Here is a 19451-nt window from a genome sequence, read left to right on the forward strand (position 1 = left end):
GTGATGCGGGAAGGTTTAAAATTGATCTGAATGAAATTTATATGCTGAAGTTGAATTAATCTAAATTCATCATGGCTTTTATATTGTCGGAGATCATTTTTACGGTGGAATAACCAGTATTTCCGGCAATATCATTAGTACCGGCGAGGATCACTACCCTTTTTGGATTCAGATCAAGCACATCAGGTGTAAATCGGATAAGCATCTGGGGGTGTGGTCTGGCCACCAATCCCTCTGCCAACGTAATTATTTTTACTGAAAAATTTTGGATGTGTATTTGCCCATCCTTCAGTAATCGAATTTCCCATGAATACAACATCGGGCCAATCTGAATTCTTGATGATCTCCTGATTTGCAGAATGATATTTTTCTAACTGAGGCCACTCCTGTTCCATTAATTCTTTGTAATCATTATGTTGTGCGTTTAAAGAAAAGAAAAATAGAAGAGAGTAGAGGCTGAAAATGCTGGATTTCATTGGTGTTCAAAATTTATAATTGAAAATTAAATTCAGGAAAAATTAAAGGTAAAAAAGCTGATTTAGAACCAGGTATAAAAAAGCCTGAAAAAAGTTTAGAAATAAGTTGTTTAAAATTGAAAAAGCTTGTTATATTTGCACCCGCATTCAGCAAATAGCTGATGAGGCACTCAGGAGAAATGGCAGAGTGGTCGAATGCGGCAGTCTTGAAAACTGTTGAGGGTCACACCTCCGGGGGTTCGAATCCCTCTTTCTCCGCAAAGAAAAACCCGCAATGAAAATTGCGGGTTTTTTGTTTTAATATCTTTTGAGAAATGAATGTCTATATTTCCCCATCAATCAACTTTGATTGCTGGATGATTTCGAAATTAAGCAGATTTAGTTTTTTGTGATTTTTGTTCTCTGAAAAGACTTTTTCATCTGGAAGTAAAAAGATTAGAGAAGTGACCACCAACGCAGCTTACAAAAATTAATATTACGACCCTACTCATAATATCTTTTGAAAGCAACCCCAGTTCAGGTGTAGTCGCCACATTCTCTAATTTGGGATAAAAATAATTATAAAGATCGATAAGAAAATACCGGTTTAGTAAACGTATCGAATTTGTAAGTAAACGTTAATTTTTTAACATGATCACTACCCTCGTGCCCTTGTCTTTTTCCGACTTGATTTTAATAGCTTCATTAATATCATAGCCAAGCAGAGCAAGGCGTTCCTTTACTAATTTTACGCCTTTTGAATTATGGAAGTTATTTTCAGGTTTTGAAGAAATACCCACACCATTATCTTCTATTCTGCATTCCAGCGTATCTTCTTCTATACGATGAAAACTCAGCTTTAAAGTTGGATTTATAACCCCTGTTGGGAAGGCATGTACAAAAACATTCTCCACAAAAGTTTGTAAAAGCATCGTAGGGATCTCTACATCATAAGTGTCAATAGAAGGGTCTATATCGAATATAACCTTAACCGAATCATTCAACCTTGTGTTTTCTACACGAATATATGACTGCAGATATTCAATTTCTTCAATTAAAAGAATGCTTGGCTTGGTGCAATGATCAAGATTTAGCCTGATAAGCCTAGCAAAATCTCCTAAAAATACGGTGGCATTATCTATGTCGTTATCCATGATATAATTCTGAATGGAATTCATGGCATTGAAAATAAAATGCGGATTCATCTGCGCCAGTAAGGCTTCCATCTTAGTCTCTTCAAATCGTCTCTGAATCAGATTTTTTTGCTCTTCAAATTCTTTATGCTGTTTGATCTGATATTTGTAGATCCCGAAAACGATAAGAAGTATGCCAGCTAAGATCAATGCAGCGAACCACCATGTTTTCCAGAATGGAGGCAGGATGGATAAATGAAGTATTTTTTGAGAATAATGGAAGCCAGTGCTTTTATCCAGTACTCTGATCTCAACATTATAATTTCCTGAAGGTAGAAATGGCAGGAAAATTTCAGGATCTGGATTAGGCAGACTCCAGCTGCCATCTTCTTTTAATCGATATTGATAGGCAAGTTTATTTGGAAAGGGATGTGAATTTGTCCTGAAATTGATCAACAGCGTATTTTCATCATATGGCAGTTTTAAATTCTGATCACCTTTGAATTTCTCAGTTGGAAGATCATGATTATTAATAAAGACTTCTTTTAAGGAGATATTATCGATCAGTTGAACCGACTTAGAGATTTCCTTTAGATCGAGAACATAATAACCGTTTTTGCTTCCTATTTTAAGATCACTCCCATTTACAGCAGCACTTAGTAATGGCTGTTTTAAACCCTGTTCTTCATCAAGGAGAATATAGCGATCATCTTTATAGATCGTCAATCCTTTTTCGGTGCCAATGATCAAACTGCCGTTATATTCTTTCAGAAAGGAAATTGAGTTTCCCGCAATATTCGCTCGCGGTATTTTCTTGAAAATTTCAAAGGAATCAGAATCATTTAAAATATAAACATCACCAAAATCTGTAGATACTGCAAGTTGATCTCCTAAAGCTGAAATATGTCTCAGCCTTTCTTCTTCCCAGATATCGCTTTGCAAATAAGATCTGAATTCTTCGTTTTCATATTTGTAAAGTCCCGAAAAAACAGAAGTGAAATAGGTGGTTTCTGAAAGCTTGAGACTATTTACGACCATGGTTGGTGTGGCCGGATCATTCTTATCTAAATAATCATATTTAAATTTATCAAGGTCGGTATAGATTCGAGCGCCTCCATAAGGATGGGTTTCCACCAATTCTCCTGAAGCTGTGAAATTGATCTCTTCAGAATGCAATGGGAGGTAGCGAACTAAATCACCAGAGTCAGTAAAAGTAAAAATCCCAATATTTGTATTTAGCCAATAGTTTTCCTCAAAAACCTTTAAGTCATAAAAACTGATGTTTAAAGGTTGAATCTCATAATCAAGTTCGTAGAAATCATCTTCATGTTTTGGAAGAGGAATATTTGTATTGGATACATATTGTTGCTGCCAATTCTTTAATTGGTCGCGACTAATGCTGAATTCTCTATTTGCTGAATTCATTACTATTTCATCGTTGAGTAAAACTGCGGAAGAAGAGCTGGTATTTGCAAACCCGATAACTTCCTTACCCGGAAATTGATTGAATTTAATCTGGGAGTTCAGTTTTATCTCATAAAGGCCAGCATCTCTGGTCCCCACGAATAAGTTTTCAAAAACGGGATCGTAAGCCAGCGAAATCACTTCAGTACTTGGTATATGAAAGTCAGCGTTTTTGAGAATCAATCCATTATCAACCAATTCAAACAATCCTCCCGTATTATCATAAATTCCCCAGGCGGCAACGAATATCTTATGATCGCTGGTTTTTACATAGTCCCATAAAATTGATTTTCCTAAGCTATTATATTGAACATTTTTGTCATCATCCAGATAATCCTTAATTGCGGTCCTTTCAAAATATCCTTTGTTGCTACTATAAATACTATCAGAATCTCTAAATACCGAATAGATAAATTTGTGGTCGCTTATTTTCTCTAACTCTAAATTTTTCTGATTATCCAAAATCCTGAATACTCCCGTATTATAAGTTGTGACATAGATGTAGTTGTCGTCCTCGAAGAATCCAGTTATTCTCATCAAAGTATCTTCGGAAGGTTTCACCCATGATTCGACCTCAAAATTATTGATGTTTATTCTTGAAATTCCGTCGCTGGTCCCAACATACATCCTGTTCTGGTAAGGAAAAAGTTCAGTTATTTCATTATGAATAATCCCGTCATCTTTTGAAATAACCTTGAATTTATTTCCGTCATAAAAACTAATTCCATTTCCGTAGCTACCAAACCAGAGATGCTTATTGCTGTCTTCAGCGATTGCCCAGCAACTATTTAGCGCCAGTCCATCTTCTTCAAAAAAATACTGATAGACTTCATTCTCTTTTTTGACCACACCATTATCAGTCCCGATCCATAAGATATTATCACTGTCAACTAGTAATGATCTTACAGTATTATTGGGAAGTTCTTCGGATGCCGTATATTTTCTGCCAGGAAAATTCTGAGAAATCACAAGATTAACCCACAGAAACAGAAAAAGAAAAAGTTTATTGGTTTTGCAAAATGGCATTTATAAATTCTTCTTCTTTTCGGAATGAAACTGGCAGTTTCTCTCCGTTGGTTAATTCCACTTCTTTATTGGCTTTATGATATCTGACCACAAAATTCAGATTGATGACGTAACTTTTATGTATTCTTTGAAATGAGCTTTCTGGAAGGATCTCTTCTACAAATTTCAAAGTTTTGGTGATCATATGATTATAACCGTCTATCTTCTTAATCGCGCAATAATTACTTTCGGCTTTGCAATAGAGGATTTGACTCGAGTGTACCAGTTCAAAACCATCTACGGTTGGGAATGCAATTTTGCTAACGTTCTGGTCATTCACATTTAAATTTTCCAGGAGCAGGGATAATTTTTTCTGAGCAAGACTGTCTTTATTCTTTGCTTCCAGTCTTTTTATTGCATCTCCAACATCTAGCTTGTTGATAGGTTTTAATAGGTAATCCAGGGCACTACGCTTTATGGCTTTGATGGCAAACTGGTTATGCGCCGTAGTGAAGATCACTTCAAATTTCACTACTTCAAAATAATTGAATAATTCAAAACCATTCTTTTCAGGCATTTGAATATCCAGGAAAACAAGATCTGGTTCGTGCTTTTTGATCGCTTCAACGCCAGAATCTACCGAGTTACATTTTTCAACAACATTACATTTGTTAGGGAAATATCTTTGTAGAGTCTTTTCCAAAAGATCCTGGGCGCTGATCTCGTCATCAATAATCACAGTTTTTATCATAAGCTAAATTGAGATAGGTCTAAATTTATATTCACGAGGATAAAGCAACCTTAGTGTAAATTCCCTGATTTCTTCGGAATTATTTCTTTTGAAATACCATACAGTGCTGCCACGGAAGGATTAAAAAGTTTTCTTTCAGCTTGAAGCCATTGGCATTAAATTCTTTTACCGCCTGTTCCTCGGTCATTTTATGCAATTTCTTGATCGGGATAGATTCATCCTCTCCACGATATTCTACAAGATATATTTTTCCATCTTCACGCAAGGCTTTACGCATAGACTGAAGCATTTCTACTGGATAACTGAATTCATGATAAACATCAACCATAAGAATTTTGTCTACAGATTTTTCAGGAAGATTTACCTCTTTCTCTGAACCTTTAACGATCTCAATATTATTGATCCCGGTCTTTTCCTTTTGTTGCTCAATAACATTCAGCATTTCATCCTGTATATCTACAGCGTAAACCAGACCTTTGCTGGCTAGGGGAGCAGTTTTAAAAACATGATATCCGGAACCTGCTCCAATATCTGCGATGGTATCTTCAGGTGAGATCTTCATATTTTTAATAAGTTGACTCGTATTTTCTTCTTTCTCTCTTTCTGGTCGTTCCAGCCATTGTATTCCCTGGTAACCCATCACACGGGAGATCTCTCTTCCCATGTAAAATTTACCAATCCCGTCTGGGCTGTGGGTTTTGTAGGTGTATCGCTCTTCCTGCTTTTCTGTTGGATTTTCGCATTGAAACATGCTAAGGCTTATAAAAGCAACGATAATAGAGTAGAGGCTGATCTTCATAAATAGCAGTTAATGTTCACGAATTTAAATAAACCTATAGCTAAATTCAATTTTTAATCTCTTTTACTTTTCTCCAGCTTTCTATTTCCAAGTCTGAATTTGGTTCTCAATTCCTGTTTTCTTGGTTTCTCACTCTCTTTATCCTGAATGATCTGAAGGTAGAATTTAGCTCCAGATTTGTCGTATGAGATCTTTTTCGGCAATTCAATTCCGTCGCGGGATTTGAAAATATTATTCCAGGGTACAGAGATCCAGATATTGTAATATTCTCCCGGTTTCATTTCACCTTCAACGAATACCTGCACTGCGGTAGATTGAATTTGCGTTCGCGGAATAATGATCTCACCATCTACAACCTGAAACGTTTGAGTTATTGGTTGAAATTCGAGCTTTTTAAATCTCTCTTCTTTTAAAACTTTTACATTTTCTAATAACGGCTGATATTCATGAATAACAAGTTCCCTTAGATCAACTTTTACATCACCATTCAATGAATTCATTTTTAATTTTCCATCCTCATCAAAAGAACCGGTTACATCAAAATCGAGATCTAATGTTCCTCCTAGTTTTTCTGTATTCCTCAGAGCAGAATCATTGAAATAATCCAGATCTACCACCAGTTCTTCAAGGTCTATATTCTGGATCTTCATATCGATCATTACTGGTAATTGGTTCGCAACTCCCAAACCGCCCTTTAAATTGAAATTAGCCTGCCCATCACGATATTTTAGTTGAGAGTTTTCAACCATTATATCGCCACTGTCATCAAATCCAATTTCGGTAGCGAAGTTTGAAACTGCAACATTGTCGTAGATCAAAGTGTCGATCGCTATTTCAGCAGAAGGAAAGTAAGTATAGTTGAGGTTGCTTATAACATTCTTCAGATCCCTGATGCGGAAATTTTTTGAGTCAGTCTGAGTTTTATCTTTTTTACCCGCCCCAATAAATTCTTTTATATCCTTACTGTCCAGGTATGGAGATCTCACTTTGAAAGATGAATTATGAGAATCTATAGCCTGATCATTATTGATGAAATTTGAAAAACTATCGATCTTTCCTGTAATGTCGATTGAACTTTTACCGGGTAGATTTACATCCAGTCTCTCCAGGGTGGCGAGGTTATTTTCTATATAGAGATGAAGACTGTCTATTGGAATTTCAATATCGGTTCCTTCGATATCCACTACGGTTTCGCCTAAAGTGAGATCACTTTTTATATCAGAACTTAGAATTTTAAGATCCTGAGCCTTGCCTTCGTAACTTCCTGTAACTTTAAAATTACCCGATTTCAGATCAAAGTTCACCGTTTGTAATAGATCATTAAGGTCTTGCGAGTTTCCCGATCCTTCCGCTGAAAATTTGAAATTAAATGGGTTCTTATTTTTTGTTGAATTTCGAAGATTTCTTGCCTGTAGCTCTCCCTTTATAACTGCGCTTGATTCCTTAAACTTGATCTTTAGATCATTTAGTTTCAAAATAGAATCATTTTCAAAATAGATTTTGGCAGCGATATTTTCAGATAAAATCTCTTTATATTTTAATGAATCTACCTGTATAGTGAGTTCGGGATCAAAATAGTTGATATCTGCGAAAATAGCGTCCAGATCACGTTTTTGCACAGATTTATTGGCAGAATCCAGATCCATAGAATCTATGGTTCCCATCCATTTATTTATATCTACAAAATCAGCTTCCAGACCCATAGAAATTTTCCCGTTCGCCTGGGAACTATCTAAAAGGAAGCCGGGAAAATCTTCCACGCGGCCACTTATATAAAATGGGTTATGATCATCAATCTCTACCAGGAATTTCTTCAGCTCGATATTGGAATTTAAAACCGCGACCTTCAGGGAATCTAATTCAATTTCCAGATCACCTTCCGGGTAATAGAACTTAGCGTTCAGCAGCTTAAGGTCACCGCTGGTATTGTCAAGTAACTGGTCCAGCTCCTGAATATTACCAGTCACATTTCCTGAAAACACATAATCGCCATTAGTGATCTTAACCAACTGAATATTAAAAAGCTCCTGGAAAACTCCAATTGCTCCAGATGATCTGGTATCTATGTTCAGAAAAATTGGCTCATAAAGTTCTGATGCCGGTTCCGGAATTTTCAGAATTCCGCTAAGCTCGGTAGAGGATTCCTGGTAATCGAAACTTAATTTTCTGAAGCTTACAGTTTCAGCATCCGTAAGTTCCACATCTGCATTCAGGTTTCTAAACTCGTTCGCATCGTATTCCACCTTTTTCAGATCAAGTTTTATACGGGGTTGAAATTTATTATAAACGGCCTCAAAAGTTTGATGCAGCGTCTTTAATTCATTTTTAGGTTTCTGATTGGTAGGAATCAATTCCATTGCAGTATCGATGAGATTGTTAATGTTCAATTCCTGTGAAGCAACCATTACGTCAGCCGATGCCGGCAAGACCGGGTCATCTTCCAGCAGAGAAGAAATATTTCTAAGTTGTCCCCGAAAAACCAATTGCTCATTATCGGCGAGATTGATCTTTAGATTTTCAAGAATTGAATTTCTATCCTCCAGTTTAATATCAAGGATCTCAACGGGTAACTGAAGTTTATTTTTCTGAAGAACTACCCGCGTATTTCTGAGGGTAAATCTACCTTTGGCAGAGTTAAAAACTTCAAAGCTTTTCGTAGCATTTCCATCAATCTTAGCATCCAGTTGAAAATTTCCACCTTTAAAATCGAAATTATTGGTTTGCAGCAATTCAGCCAGGGTTTCGTTGGAACCTGACATTTTCAGATCTACATTTAAAAGATTGTCCGCTTCCCTGGAAGATTGATAATATGATTTATTTGCTGAAAGCTTTATATCTTCAATTTCTGCCTGAAATTCCTCGAAATAAACTTTAATGTCTTTTTTGCCAGGCTGTTCCCTGGCTATTGTTTCTTCATTAAGTGAGTTCGTTAAATAACCTTTAAAATCAAGGTTATCCAGTTTTAAGCTTTCATGAATGCTACCATGGTTAGCCGAAGTGCTAAAATCAGCATATATAAAAGGGGTATTACCATATTGAAATTCCCCTTCGAGATTAAAGTTTATTGGAATTGGTTCACTGATCTCGTAAGCCGAAAGTTTACTTGAAATGCTATCTGCAAGCAGTTTTTTGATCTCCTGAAAATCGGTTTTAGGATTCTGGAGATTTATTTTGTAAGCATTAATTCCGCTGAAATCAAATCCCACATTGGTTATAAAATCCTGATCGTTGATTTTCATGATAAATTCTGAAATATTCAACTGGTTATTGATCTGGTTGAGTTGAAACTCAGGATTTCCTGTAAGCATTGCATCACGGAGATAACTTCCTTTTTTAGTATTGAAACCAAGTTTATTCACCTGAACCCGAAAATTTAGGTTTCCTGAAATCTTGTTATCTATCTTTTTAAAATCTCCCTCTGCGCTCAAAAGCTTAAGATCAAAAGATTTGTTCAGCATAGAATCCTGTGAAATAAAACTGATATCTCGTAATGCGAAATCGGTTCTATCTGATAGCCACTCCGGCAAATTCACACCCTCCGTCGGCGAATTCTGTTTTTCTATTTTTAACCGAATGTATTCTTCTAAAGTTTTTTCAGAAATGACTTTGCTGAAAATTTCAACATTATTAATCCTGATATTCTTGAACTTCAGGTCACCTTTAATTAGATCTGAAGCTCCAACGGTAACCTGTGCCTTTTGAATAGATATAGAGGATCTCTTGTCTAAGATTGAGTCAAAACTCGACTGGTAAATATCAGTGATGGTGAAACCAACATTAGGAAAACCCTTGATAAAAGTGGCGTCTACATCACCAATTTCAAGTTGGCCGTGCCCGTTATCTTTATACCAATCCTGTAATTCATCGATTAACGTATCCCGGTTGAACCAGCCAAGTGTAAAGAGAATGGTGGGCGCTAGCAGAATAAAAGCCACAACAAAACCCACTCGCTTCAGCAGTTTCCCTTTCGGCTTTTTGTTCTTTGTATTTTTAGATTCCACTTTCAGCAGGTTACGTGCTATTAAATACAGATAGATCTACAGGTTAAATGACCTATGCCTGTTAATCTTCCGGGAAAGATCGTAAAATTTATTTCTTTATTTGACTTCCGGAATAATTCAAATTAGCAATAAACCACATATAATTTGAATTTTATAAACCTGGACCGATTACTTAATATGTAAGTTTCTGGTTTTCAATGTATAAATTCCGTAATTTTAATAATTGGATCAAATTTATCCTCTGATCTTTTAGTTCCTGATCTGCCTGCTTATAATCTTATCAAAAGCGAGACAATGAATTTCAGATCCTTTAAAAAGCAAAGTTTCAGGAATCAACTTATCATTCTGATAGGTTTTTTAATTGTCTTATTGATCATCATCTACCTGCTCTTTCAACATAATATATTTCATTATGAAGATGATTATGTAGAGTTGAAAGATCCGGTTAAAGTAGACCCGTTAAAGGCAGATTACGATATATTTCAACTGGATGATTCCGAAGAGAACCTTCATATCAAATATGGGTTTGAGCTATTTATAAATACCGCCCAATATATTGGTCCAGAGAATGGAGATCCCGAAATGAAATATTCAGGGAATAATCTTTCCTGTACGAATTGTCATTTAAACGCGGGGACCAAGCCATATTCAGGAATGCTGATTGGTGTAATAAATCGCTTTCCACAATTTAGGGGCAGAGAGAATAAGATCGGGAGTATTGAAGAACGAATCAATGGTTGCATGGAGCGCAGCATGAATGGAAGAGTCTTGCCAGTTTCAGGTAATGAAATGAAGGCATTTGTAGCTTATATGAACTGGCTCAACAGGTTTGCTCCTGAAGATGGAAAAATTAAAGGTGTAGGATATGCCAATGTAAAGATCCCTAACCGTAGAGTGAATCTGGAAGAAGGGAAAACTTTATTTGCTGAAAAATGTGCTTCCTGTCACGGTGAGAACGGACAGGGCGTCGCATTAAGAGAATACAAAGGATATTTATATCCGCCCTTATGGGGTGATGATTCCTATAACAATGGTGCCGGAATGACTCGCGTGATTACAGCTGCCGAATTTATAAAAGCTAACATGCCTTACGGAGCGACCTTTGAGGAACCGGAACTCACCGATGAAGAAAGCTATGACCTGGCAGGTTACATAAACAGTCACGCACGACCCTTAAAACCTAATCCTGAAAGAGACTTTCCTGACCTTACAAAAAAGCCGGTATCTACACCTTATCCACCTTACGCCGATAATTTTCCAATTCAACAGCACCAAATGGGGCCATTTCAAGAGATCATGGAATTTTATAAAGCTGAATATGGAATGGTGAAAACCAAGTAATCAAATAGTAACATTTAACATTTAGGATATGAAAACCAATCAATTAAATTCAACAAGAAGAGATTTTCTGGGAGCCATGGTAATTGGAGCAGCGGCAAGCGGGATTTCTGCATTTGCCAGTCCATTGGAAAACAAGATGAAAGAATTTGATCAATCCAACCTCAGTGATCCTGAAAAGTGGTTTGATAAGATCAAAGGATCTCACCGGGTAGTTTTTGACGGTTCTTCACCGCATCATAGCTTTCCTGTGATCTGGAACTGGGCCTGGTATTACACGAATAACGGAACGGGAGTAACCGATGATGATCTTACCGGAATGACGGTAATTCGTCATGACGCAATTCCATTTGCTCTGGAAGATAAGATCTGGGAAAAATACAAACTCGGCGAAATGTTCGATATACCAGATAACACTAAAAAATCTCCGGCATTACGAAATACGGTCTATGATCCGAAAGAAGGTGATATGCCAATGCCGGTTATTGAAGGTATCAAAAAACTACAGTCCCGAGGAGCCATGTTCTGTGTGTGTGATCTTGCACTTAATGTGTACAGCGGAGCTGCTGCTCAGAAAATGAACATGGACGCCACTGAAGTTTATGAAGAATGGAAAGCTGCCATACTACCGGAAATACAACTTGTTCCTTCAGGTGTTTGGGCTTTAACGAGAGCACAGGAACATGGTTGCTCTTATATATTCGCGGGATAATAATGTAAAAACTAAAAAAATGAGATCTTATATAATTTTAATTATCGCATGATTTTTGTCCTTAAATCTTTTAGCTCAGGATAAACCTGTACAGATCGTATTTGATGTGACAAGTGATGACGCCAGAGTTCATCAAAAAGCAGTTAAACATGTAAAAATGATGTCTAAGGCTTATCCAGATTCAGATTTTGAGATAGTGGTTTATAGCGGAGCTATAGATATGGTAGTAAATGATAAGTCTTCAGTTGCCGAAGACTTAAAAATGCTAGCTGAGAATGAACGCGTAACCATCGCAGTCTGTTCAGCAACCATGGCCAGGGATAATATAGATAAGTCAGCTCTAATTCCCGGAGTAACTGTTGTACCTGATGGAATTTTGGAGATTGCCCAGAAACAGGTCAAGGGCTGGAGCTATATTAAGGAGCAATAGATTTCTGAAAATAGAATTCAGATATACCTTGAAAATCCTTTGTCTAGTTTATTTCTTTAAGAATAAGAACCGGTAATTTGGGATCAAAAGCGATCTCACTAACTACCGATTTGGAGAATAATCTCGAAAAGAAGCCTTGTTTTCTTTGATACAGGGCCAGGAAGTTACTGTCCCTGCTTTCAATAAAAAGATGCACACCGGTAGCCGGAGTAGTTTGAGTTAGCATATGAAAACTATGCTGAACTCCGGTAAGGTGGTTTTCAAGTTCCTCTTTATTTTCTTCCTGTTCCAGACTTAACTTTTTATTTTCGCTATTTATATACAAAACTCTCACAGAGGCGCCGAGACTTCTTGAAAAATCTATTAAAGCGAGCAATTCCTTTTGTTTGAATGGAATTCTGAGATTGGTAGGAAATACGATCTCAGCATTTCGCTGTTCGGTCCATTCGTAATCTTCAGGGATCACAAGAATGGGACATTGTTCCACGTCTTCGGTGATCTTTGAAATATCTTCAGAAGTATTTATATGAACCGAATCTCCCCTGGAGCCTAGAATAATAATATCAACTCCATATTTATTGGCATTCTCCTGTATCCCGTCTACCAGACTTCCCTGAAAAGATATGGTTTCAAATTTATGGTTAGGATTCTCTTTTCTGAAACTAAGGCCCTGCATAATTCTTTCCAATCCGTTCTCTGAAACCTCTTTGCCACTTGGCTGGTCATCATCATTCTTTCCTAATGGAATTGCTTCACTCAGAAATCCCTGTGAGTGATAAACATTTATAAGATAAAAAGTGCAAGAATATTTCTTGTAAAGACTCATTGCAAAAATAAGTGCGTTCCAGGAGTGCTTGGAGAAGTTTGTAGGGATCAGGATCTTTTTTTCCATAAATGTTCAATTGAGTTCATAAATATACTAAAGAGATACTGTGAATAAAGCATTTCAATAAAAACAATATTTCATTAAAGTGAAAATTATCGGTAAAATCGACATTCTATTTAAAGAAATTCAATACCTAAGTGAAAATGATGTGATTGCGTCAATTATTTAATGAATAGCATTCTTTTTCTGAAAACTGTGGAATATAATTTGACGTAAATATATTGAACGGAAAAAAAGGAGGTATGAATGGGAAAATAAATTTAAAAAGCACTATTTGTTCAATTATTAATTTTTAATCATTGAATTAGCCTAACAAAAGTCGGACAGAGTTCCGGCTTTTTTGTTTCCGGAATTATTTGATTCAGTTTTCTAAATTTTATTCAATAAAATGCCCGAATGATAATATTAATTTCGGATTTCAAATTTTTTTTGTCAATTACTGAAAATAGTATAATTGGTAACAAAGCTTTAGCAAATCACTGTTTTTTAATGATCCAAAAAGGTTTAGTTTTACTACTTCGATTCTAGAATTTCAAAACTGATATGGAGAACAAAAAGCATTTTGTGATTGACTTTGACAGCACATTTACACAGGTGGAAGCACTGGATGTTCTTGGTGAGATCTCATTGGCTAATAACCCTAGAAAGAAGGAAAAACTTCAGGAACTTAAAGATCTAACAGATCTTGCGATGGGAGGGAAGCTGGCCTTTAGAGAATCGCTAGAAAGGAGACTTGAAATTCTGGAAGCCAATATAAGCGCTATTCCAGAACTCGTTGAAAATTTAAAAAATAAGGTTTCAGTCTCTTTTGTTCGAAATGAGGAATTCTTTAAGGAATACAAGGATAATATTTATATTATTTCCAACGGATTTAAAGAAGTGATCGTACCAATCGTAAAGGAACTCGGAGTCAAGGAAGATAATGTATACGCCAATACATTCGTTTTTGACAGTGATGGAAACATTACCGGATTTGATCAGGATAACGTTTTGTCTTCTAATAATGGCAAGGTGGAACTACTGAAAAAAATGGGGCTTAAAGGCGACGTTTATGTTATTGGCGACGGTTATAACGATTACGAAATAAAGGCAGCAGGCCTGGCAAATAAATTTTATGCTTTTACTGAAAATGTAGAGCGCGACGATGTACTGGATAAGGCAGATCATATTACGCCTAGTCTGGATGAATTCTTATACCTTCATAAAATGAACAAAGCAATTTCTTACCCGAAAAACAGGATCAAAGTATTATTACTTGAAAACGTACATGCAGATGCCGTGGCCATCATGAAAAATGAAGGTTATAATGTAACAACGATCTCGGGAGCTCTGGATGAAGACGAACTGGCTGAAAAGATCAAGGATGTCTCTGTACTTGGCATTAGGTCTAAAACAAATCTTACGGCCAAGGTACTGGAGAATGCAAACCGCCTTATTGCCGTTGGGGCATTTTGCATTGGTACTAACCAAATAGATCTGGAAGCCTGCCTAAAGAAAGGTGTGGCTGTTTTCAATGCGCCTTTTAGTAATACCAGATCTGTGGTAGAACTTGCCATTGGTGAGATCATACTTTTAATGAGAAATCTTCCAGACAGGATCGCCGAAATGCATAATGGAGAATGGAATAAATCGGCTAAAGGAAGTTACGAGATAAGAGGAAAGAAACTTGGTATTGTAGGCTATGGAAATATTGGTTCTCAATTATCTGTGGTTGCTGAAGCTATAGGTTTTGATGTTTATTATTACGACCTGGTAGAAAAACTTGCTCTTGGTAATGCTACTAAATGCAATAGTCTTCAGGAACTATTCGAGCAGGTAGATATTGTGACGCTTCATGTAGACGGAAGAAAGGAAAATAAGAACATGATTGGTGATAAGGAATTTGGCTGGATGAAAGAAGGTACTATATTCCTGAATCTTGCCAGAGGCCAGGTGGTAGATGTTGATGCACTTAGAAAACATATGGAATCTGGAAAGATCACCGGCGCAGGAGTAGATGTTTTTCCTAAAGAACCTAAAACCAATCAGGAAGAATTTGAATCTACTTTACGAGGATTACCTAATGTGATCTTAACTCCGCATATTGGTGGAAGTACAGAAGAAGCACAGGAAAATATTGGAAATTTTGTTCCAGGTAAGATCATTAACTATATAAATACGGGTGGAACTACGAATTCAGTAAATTTCCCGAATCTGCAATTACCTACGTTGGAAAATGCGCACAGATTAATACATATTCACCATAACAAACCAGGTATCATCGCTCATATAAATAAGATTCTTGCAGCACATGATATTAATATCGTGGGACAATATCTAAAAACAAATGAGACCATAGGTTACGTTATCACAGATATTGATAAAGAGTATGATGCAGATGTGATCAAAGAATTGAAGGGAATACAGGGAACTATTAAATTCAGAGTTTTGTATTAAAATTCAATTTATATATTCCGAAACAAATTAAATATGTATTTCATCGATTAAATACGTTAATAAACTCTTAATAAGTATCTGAAGAAGCTATTTCTCTTTGGTTATCAATTAGATAAATTCGAGCACAGAAAACCTTATCTAATAACTTAACCAAACGATGAAAAATTCTATTTTTTTTAAATACCTGCTCTCGTTGCAGGTATTCTTGTTTATTATCGGATGTTCAACAGATGATTCCGATATCTCTGACAGCCCTTATTCAGAGATCAATTTTACAGTTAATGCCGAAGGTAATTACGTTGAAGACTTCGAAAGTGGCTCTAAGTATGCCTATGCCGGTGGAACTGTAAGCTTTGCTGGTGGTGACTGGTATTTTACTGATGCCTTAACCGGTAATTTAAGTTCAGATAACAAAAACGGAAGTCAATCTGTAAGAATGGTTTCCAATGCTGTTATCACTATGAACTATGACCTTCCGGAAGGAGCAAAGTCTCTAAGCCTGCAATATTCAAAGTATAATAAAGACAGGCAATCTTCTTTCCAGGTGTACTATTCTACCGATTCTGGTAGTTCATGGAACAGTTTGGGGAGTGAAGTTTCAGTAAAAAAATCTTTTCTGGAGACGATCACTTTTCCTTTAAATGTTAAGGGGAATGTTAGATTTGAGATCCGTAAGACAGATGGATCAAATGAGCGATTAAATCTTGACGATATCGTAGTAGAGCCAAATCCGGTAACAACTACTGGTAATCTTATAGATATTACTGAAGATTATGAAGCAGGTTCAAAAGGGAGCTATGCAGCGGGAACAGTTGATCTTCCATCAGGAATTTGGTACCTGGAAGATGCTCTTTTAGGTTCTCTTGATAATGATAGAAAAACCGGTGCTAAATCTGTTAGAATTAGAGACTTCGGAATTCTTGAAATGAACTATGACGTAATTGGGGCTCAATCAGTAAACTTCAACCACGCGGTCTATGGTACAGATGGATCTAGTGACTGGGAATTTCAGATGTCAACAGATCAGGCAAATACCTGGACAACAATTGGAGGTACTCAAACTTCTAACTCCACAAGTCTTCAATCTGTAAGTTTTAATATTAATACTTCTGAGAATGTACGTTTCAGAATCGTAAAGCTTACAGGAAGTGGAGATCGTATTAATATTGATGATTTTACAATAATTGGAACAGAAGAAACCGGTGGAGATACCGGCGGTGGAGATCCTGTAATTTTAGGAGAAGTTCATTTAACTATGGGAAATCCATCTGCAGCAATCACTGATATTAGTATTCCAAACAACTATTTACTGGAAAAGGAAGAATACGTGATGTCTTATAGCAGAGACAAAGGAACCGCAAATTGGGTAAGCTGGCATCTTGATGAAGCGTGGTTAGGAAATGCTTCAAGACAGGATGATTTTAGATCTGACAGTAGTTTACCTGCTTCATGGTACCAGGTTGGCGCAACAGATTATCAATACAGTGGTTTTGATAGAGGTCATATGTGTCCTTCGGCTGACCGAACTTTATCTGTAGATGACAATTCAAATACTTTTTATATGACCAATATGATGCCTCAGGCACCAAGTAACAACAGGTATGCCTGGGCAAATCTTGAGAGTTATTGCAGATCTATGCTTGCTGGAGGAAATGAGATCTACATCATTTCAGGAGGATATGGTCTTGGTGGAGATGGATCGAATGGCTACGCTGAATATTTAGCTGACGGAAAAATCCAGATTCCATCAAATACATGGAAAGTTATCATGATCATCCCTGATGGAGACGATGATGTAAATCGTGTAACCACTTCTACCAGAGTGATCGCTATTGATATGCCAAACAGTAACTCGGTAACTTCAGACTGGACTCAATATATTACTACGGTAGATGATATTGAGGCAGCAACTGGTTACGATTTCTTCGATCTTGTACCAGATTCAATTGAAGACGTGATCGAATCTAACATAGATACACTTTAACAAACAACACAAAACACAACTTAGATAAGGTTAAGGCCACGTGAGAACGTGGCCTTTTTACTTTATAATTAACTCTTTAGTATTGGTATATTGATACTGGCTTAATATAATCTACAAGTGTCTGTTTTATCTTTGAATAAAATAACTAAGAAAGAGAAAAAGAGGGCCAATTCTGAAATGATAGTCAAGGCCCTTTTTTTTGTTTAATTAATTGATTATCAATGTTTTTTGTGAGTTTTTTAACTCAAAGAACGGAGATTTGTTCTTATATTTAAATTGTAATTATTGGTTAAACAATAGTTGCGAAGGCTAACTGGAAAATGGTTTAAATATTCTAGTTAGCCTTTTTTAATTCTGATTTAAAAAGGTTTCTTATTCAAGTTTTAGATCAGTAGTAAACCTGAAATGTAAACCAGCATTCCCACAAGCATCATAATTAAGGTATAAGGTAGAATCTCTCTGGCTTTTAACCTCGTTATGGCTAATAATGGTAATGCCCAGAATGGTTGCAGCATGTTGGTGATCTGGTCTCCGTAAGCAAATGCCATAATAGCCTTATTTAAAGGAACTCCTAATTTTGTGGCGCTTTCCAGAACAATTGGTCCCTGGATAGCCCATTGGCCACCACCACTAGGCACAAAAATGTTTACCAATCCGGCACTAAAAAAGGTATAGACGGGTAAACTTACCTCTGTCGCAATACTTGAAAAGAATCCAGCAATATCTCCAACGATACCCGTTTCCTTCATAATTCCCATGATCCCAAAATAAAGAGGAAACTGAATCAAGATCGCTGCTGCTCCACTAATCGCTTCATCTAAGGCCTTCAGAAATGAAGCAAAAGAACCATGTAAAAGTATGCATAAGGCAAGCATAAAAAAGTTAAGCATGTTTGGAGTAAGATTCGCCGATAAAAGATTAGAGCCGTAACTAGCCAGGAAGGCAGCCATTAAAAGAATCCCGAATATCAGGCTGAGGTATTTAGAATTATCAAGTCTTTCTGCACCTTCAATCAATTTATTCGATTTTGCCTGATCTTTTACAGGTAGATCAATTTTAGAATATCCTGCTTTTTTACTCACCAGCCATAGAACTAGAGGAATTACAACCAGTAAAATACCGAATAGAAGTAAGTTCCAGTTGGCGAAAATGGTAGAATCTGTTGGAATATTATCCGGCAGGCTTTTTAGAACATTTGTGTTGGCCTGTCCAGTAAATAGAGAGTTGATATGCCCGGGTTCTGCAGCTTTTAGAGGAGCACTTCCACTAATTCCTCCATGCCACACCATTAGTCCAACATATCCTGCCGCACCAACCAATGGGTAGTTGATCTTGAATCCTCTGTCTCTTGCAGCTTCACCAACTTTTCTGGCCATTATCGCTCCGAATATCAGACCAAGTCCCCAATTGAAAAAAGCGACCAGCATGGTAGACACCGATACCATTACAACAGCACTGGCATTTCCATGAACAAAGCTTGTAAGTTTTTTAGTGATCCAGGAAACGGGTTTAGTGAGCACCAGTACATGACCAAGAACCAGGATAAGCATCATTTGCACCGCAAAAACTAACAATGCCGGATCCCACATTCCACTCTGCCAGTATTTTAAAATGCTCACCATTGAATCTGAATTTGATTCTCCGGTAAAAAAGAATGCGATAATTATGGTAAAAAGACTCAGTAGAACCGCAAGAGTAAACGGAGCTGGGATTAGTTTCTTAAAGGCAAGTTCAATATATCGGGTGGTGCTCATAGTTATTTGAAAAATTCTTCGGGAAGATAAAAAATGTAATCATAACCTGCCTGAGATTGTTGAAATGCTATCAGTCATAAAGAATTGGCGGCGAATGACCCTTTAGAATTGGTGAACGTCAGAAATCAACTATGATGAGCGATCAGAGCTCTTTTTTCAGTTTTAAAGCCTTTTTTATACAACTGAATACCAAGCTTGGTCGTTCTGATTCATTCCCGCAGACTGACGTTTAATCTACTGTAAATTAGTGCTATAATTATTTCATTAATCAATTAATTGACAGTTTAAATCATTATTCATTAA

General features: G+C 36.7%; 13 protein-coding genes and 1 tRNA gene. 6 read left to right on the top strand and 8 right to left on the bottom strand.

What is annotated here, in order from left to right; translation table 11 throughout:
- Nucleotides 1-55 precede the first annotated feature (55 nt).
- A complete protein-coding gene (locus RE431_RS04065) occupies nucleotides 56-205 on the bottom strand; it encodes an SGNH/GDSL hydrolase family protein (protein ID WP_309560689.1) in 150 nt (49 codons plus the stop codon).
- On the bottom strand, nucleotides 183-476 hold the full coding sequence (locus tag RE431_RS04070; protein WP_309560690.1) for an SGNH/GDSL hydrolase family protein: 294 nt from the start codon (nucleotides 474-476) through the stop codon (nucleotides 183-185). Before RE431_RS04070 ends, RE431_RS04065 begins: the two co-directional genes overlap by 23 nt.
- 173 nt (nucleotides 477-649) lie before the next feature.
- Here RE431_RS04070 and RE431_RS04075 point away from each other — a divergent pair.
- Nucleotides 650-734, top strand: a tRNA-Ser gene (locus RE431_RS04075).
- Nucleotides 735-1093: 359 nt separating this feature from the next.
- Here RE431_RS04075 and RE431_RS04080 read toward each other — a convergent pair.
- The 4 genes from RE431_RS04080 to RE431_RS04095 form a co-directional block, all read right to left on the bottom strand.
- Nucleotides 1094-4021, bottom strand: coding sequence for a histidine kinase (locus RE431_RS04080; RefSeq protein ID WP_309560691.1), 2928 nt, complete (start codon nucleotides 4019-4021; stop codon nucleotides 1094-1096).
- Nucleotides 4022-4055: 34 nt separating this feature from the next.
- A complete protein-coding gene (locus tag RE431_RS04085) occupies nucleotides 4056-4808 on the bottom strand; it encodes a LytR/AlgR family response regulator transcription factor (protein ID WP_309560692.1) in 753 nt (250 codons plus the stop codon).
- A gap of 79 nt (nucleotides 4809-4887) precedes the next feature.
- On the bottom strand, nucleotides 4888-5607 hold the full coding sequence (locus RE431_RS04090; RefSeq protein ID WP_309560693.1) for a class I SAM-dependent methyltransferase: 720 nt from the start codon (nucleotides 5605-5607) through the stop codon (nucleotides 4888-4890).
- Nucleotides 5608-5660: 53 nt separating this feature from the next.
- The gene (locus RE431_RS04095) at nucleotides 5661-9608 is read right to left on the bottom strand and encodes an AsmA family protein (protein WP_309560694.1); all 3948 of its coding nucleotides are present in this window, start codon (nucleotides 9606-9608) and stop codon (nucleotides 5661-5663) included.
- 294 nt (nucleotides 9609-9902) lie between these two features.
- On the opposite strand from RE431_RS04095, the gene RE431_RS04100 reads away from it, so the two are divergent.
- Genes RE431_RS04100 through RE431_RS04110 form a run of 3 tightly spaced genes read left to right on the top strand, consistent with a single transcriptional unit; the run spans nucleotide 9903 to nucleotide 12088 of the window.
- Nucleotides 9903-10949 (top strand): c-type cytochrome, encoded by a 1047-nt coding sequence (locus tag RE431_RS04100; RefSeq protein WP_309560695.1) that lies wholly within the window; start codon nucleotides 9903-9905, stop codon nucleotides 10947-10949.
- Between the two features lie 28 nt (nucleotides 10950-10977).
- Nucleotides 10978-11658, top strand: coding sequence for a Tat (twin-arginine translocation) pathway signal sequence containing protein (locus RE431_RS04105; protein WP_309560696.1), 681 nt, complete (start codon nucleotides 10978-10980; stop codon nucleotides 11656-11658).
- A gap of 55 nt (nucleotides 11659-11713) precedes the next feature.
- Entirely contained in the window at nucleotides 11714-12088 is a 375-nt protein-coding gene (locus RE431_RS04110) for a DsrE family protein (RefSeq protein ID WP_309560697.1), read from the top strand.
- A gap of 43 nt (nucleotides 12089-12131) precedes the next feature.
- Here RE431_RS04110 and RE431_RS04115 read toward each other — a convergent pair whose 3' ends face one another.
- A complete protein-coding gene (locus RE431_RS04115) occupies nucleotides 12132-12980 on the bottom strand; it encodes a universal stress protein (RefSeq protein WP_309560698.1) in 849 nt (282 codons plus the stop codon).
- A gap of 537 nt (nucleotides 12981-13517) precedes the next feature.
- Between RE431_RS04115 and serA the strand changes: the two genes are divergently transcribed.
- Together serA and RE431_RS04125 are read left to right on the top strand one after the other, a co-directional pair.
- Complete coding sequence (gene serA, locus RE431_RS04120) at nucleotides 13518-15410, top strand: phosphoglycerate dehydrogenase (RefSeq protein ID WP_309560699.1); 1893 nt, start codon at nucleotides 13518-13520, stop codon at nucleotides 15408-15410.
- A gap of 157 nt (nucleotides 15411-15567) precedes the next feature.
- Complete coding sequence (locus tag RE431_RS04125; RefSeq protein ID WP_309560700.1) at nucleotides 15568-17394, top strand: DNA/RNA non-specific endonuclease; 1827 nt, start codon at nucleotides 15568-15570, stop codon at nucleotides 17392-17394.
- 383 nt (nucleotides 17395-17777) lie between these two features.
- Here RE431_RS04125 and RE431_RS04130 read toward each other — a convergent pair whose 3' ends face one another.
- Nucleotides 17778-19148: a short-chain fatty acid transporter gene (locus tag RE431_RS04130; RefSeq protein WP_309560701.1), complete on the bottom strand. Its 1371-nt coding sequence runs from the start codon at nucleotides 19146-19148 to the stop codon at nucleotides 17778-17780.
- Nucleotides 19149-19451: the final 303 nt, after the last annotated feature.

Origin of the sequence: Christiangramia sediminicola (genome assembly GCF_031344135.1) — a bacterium.
Lineage (GTDB): Bacteria > Bacteroidota > Bacteroidia > Flavobacteriales > Flavobacteriaceae > Christiangramia > Christiangramia sediminicola.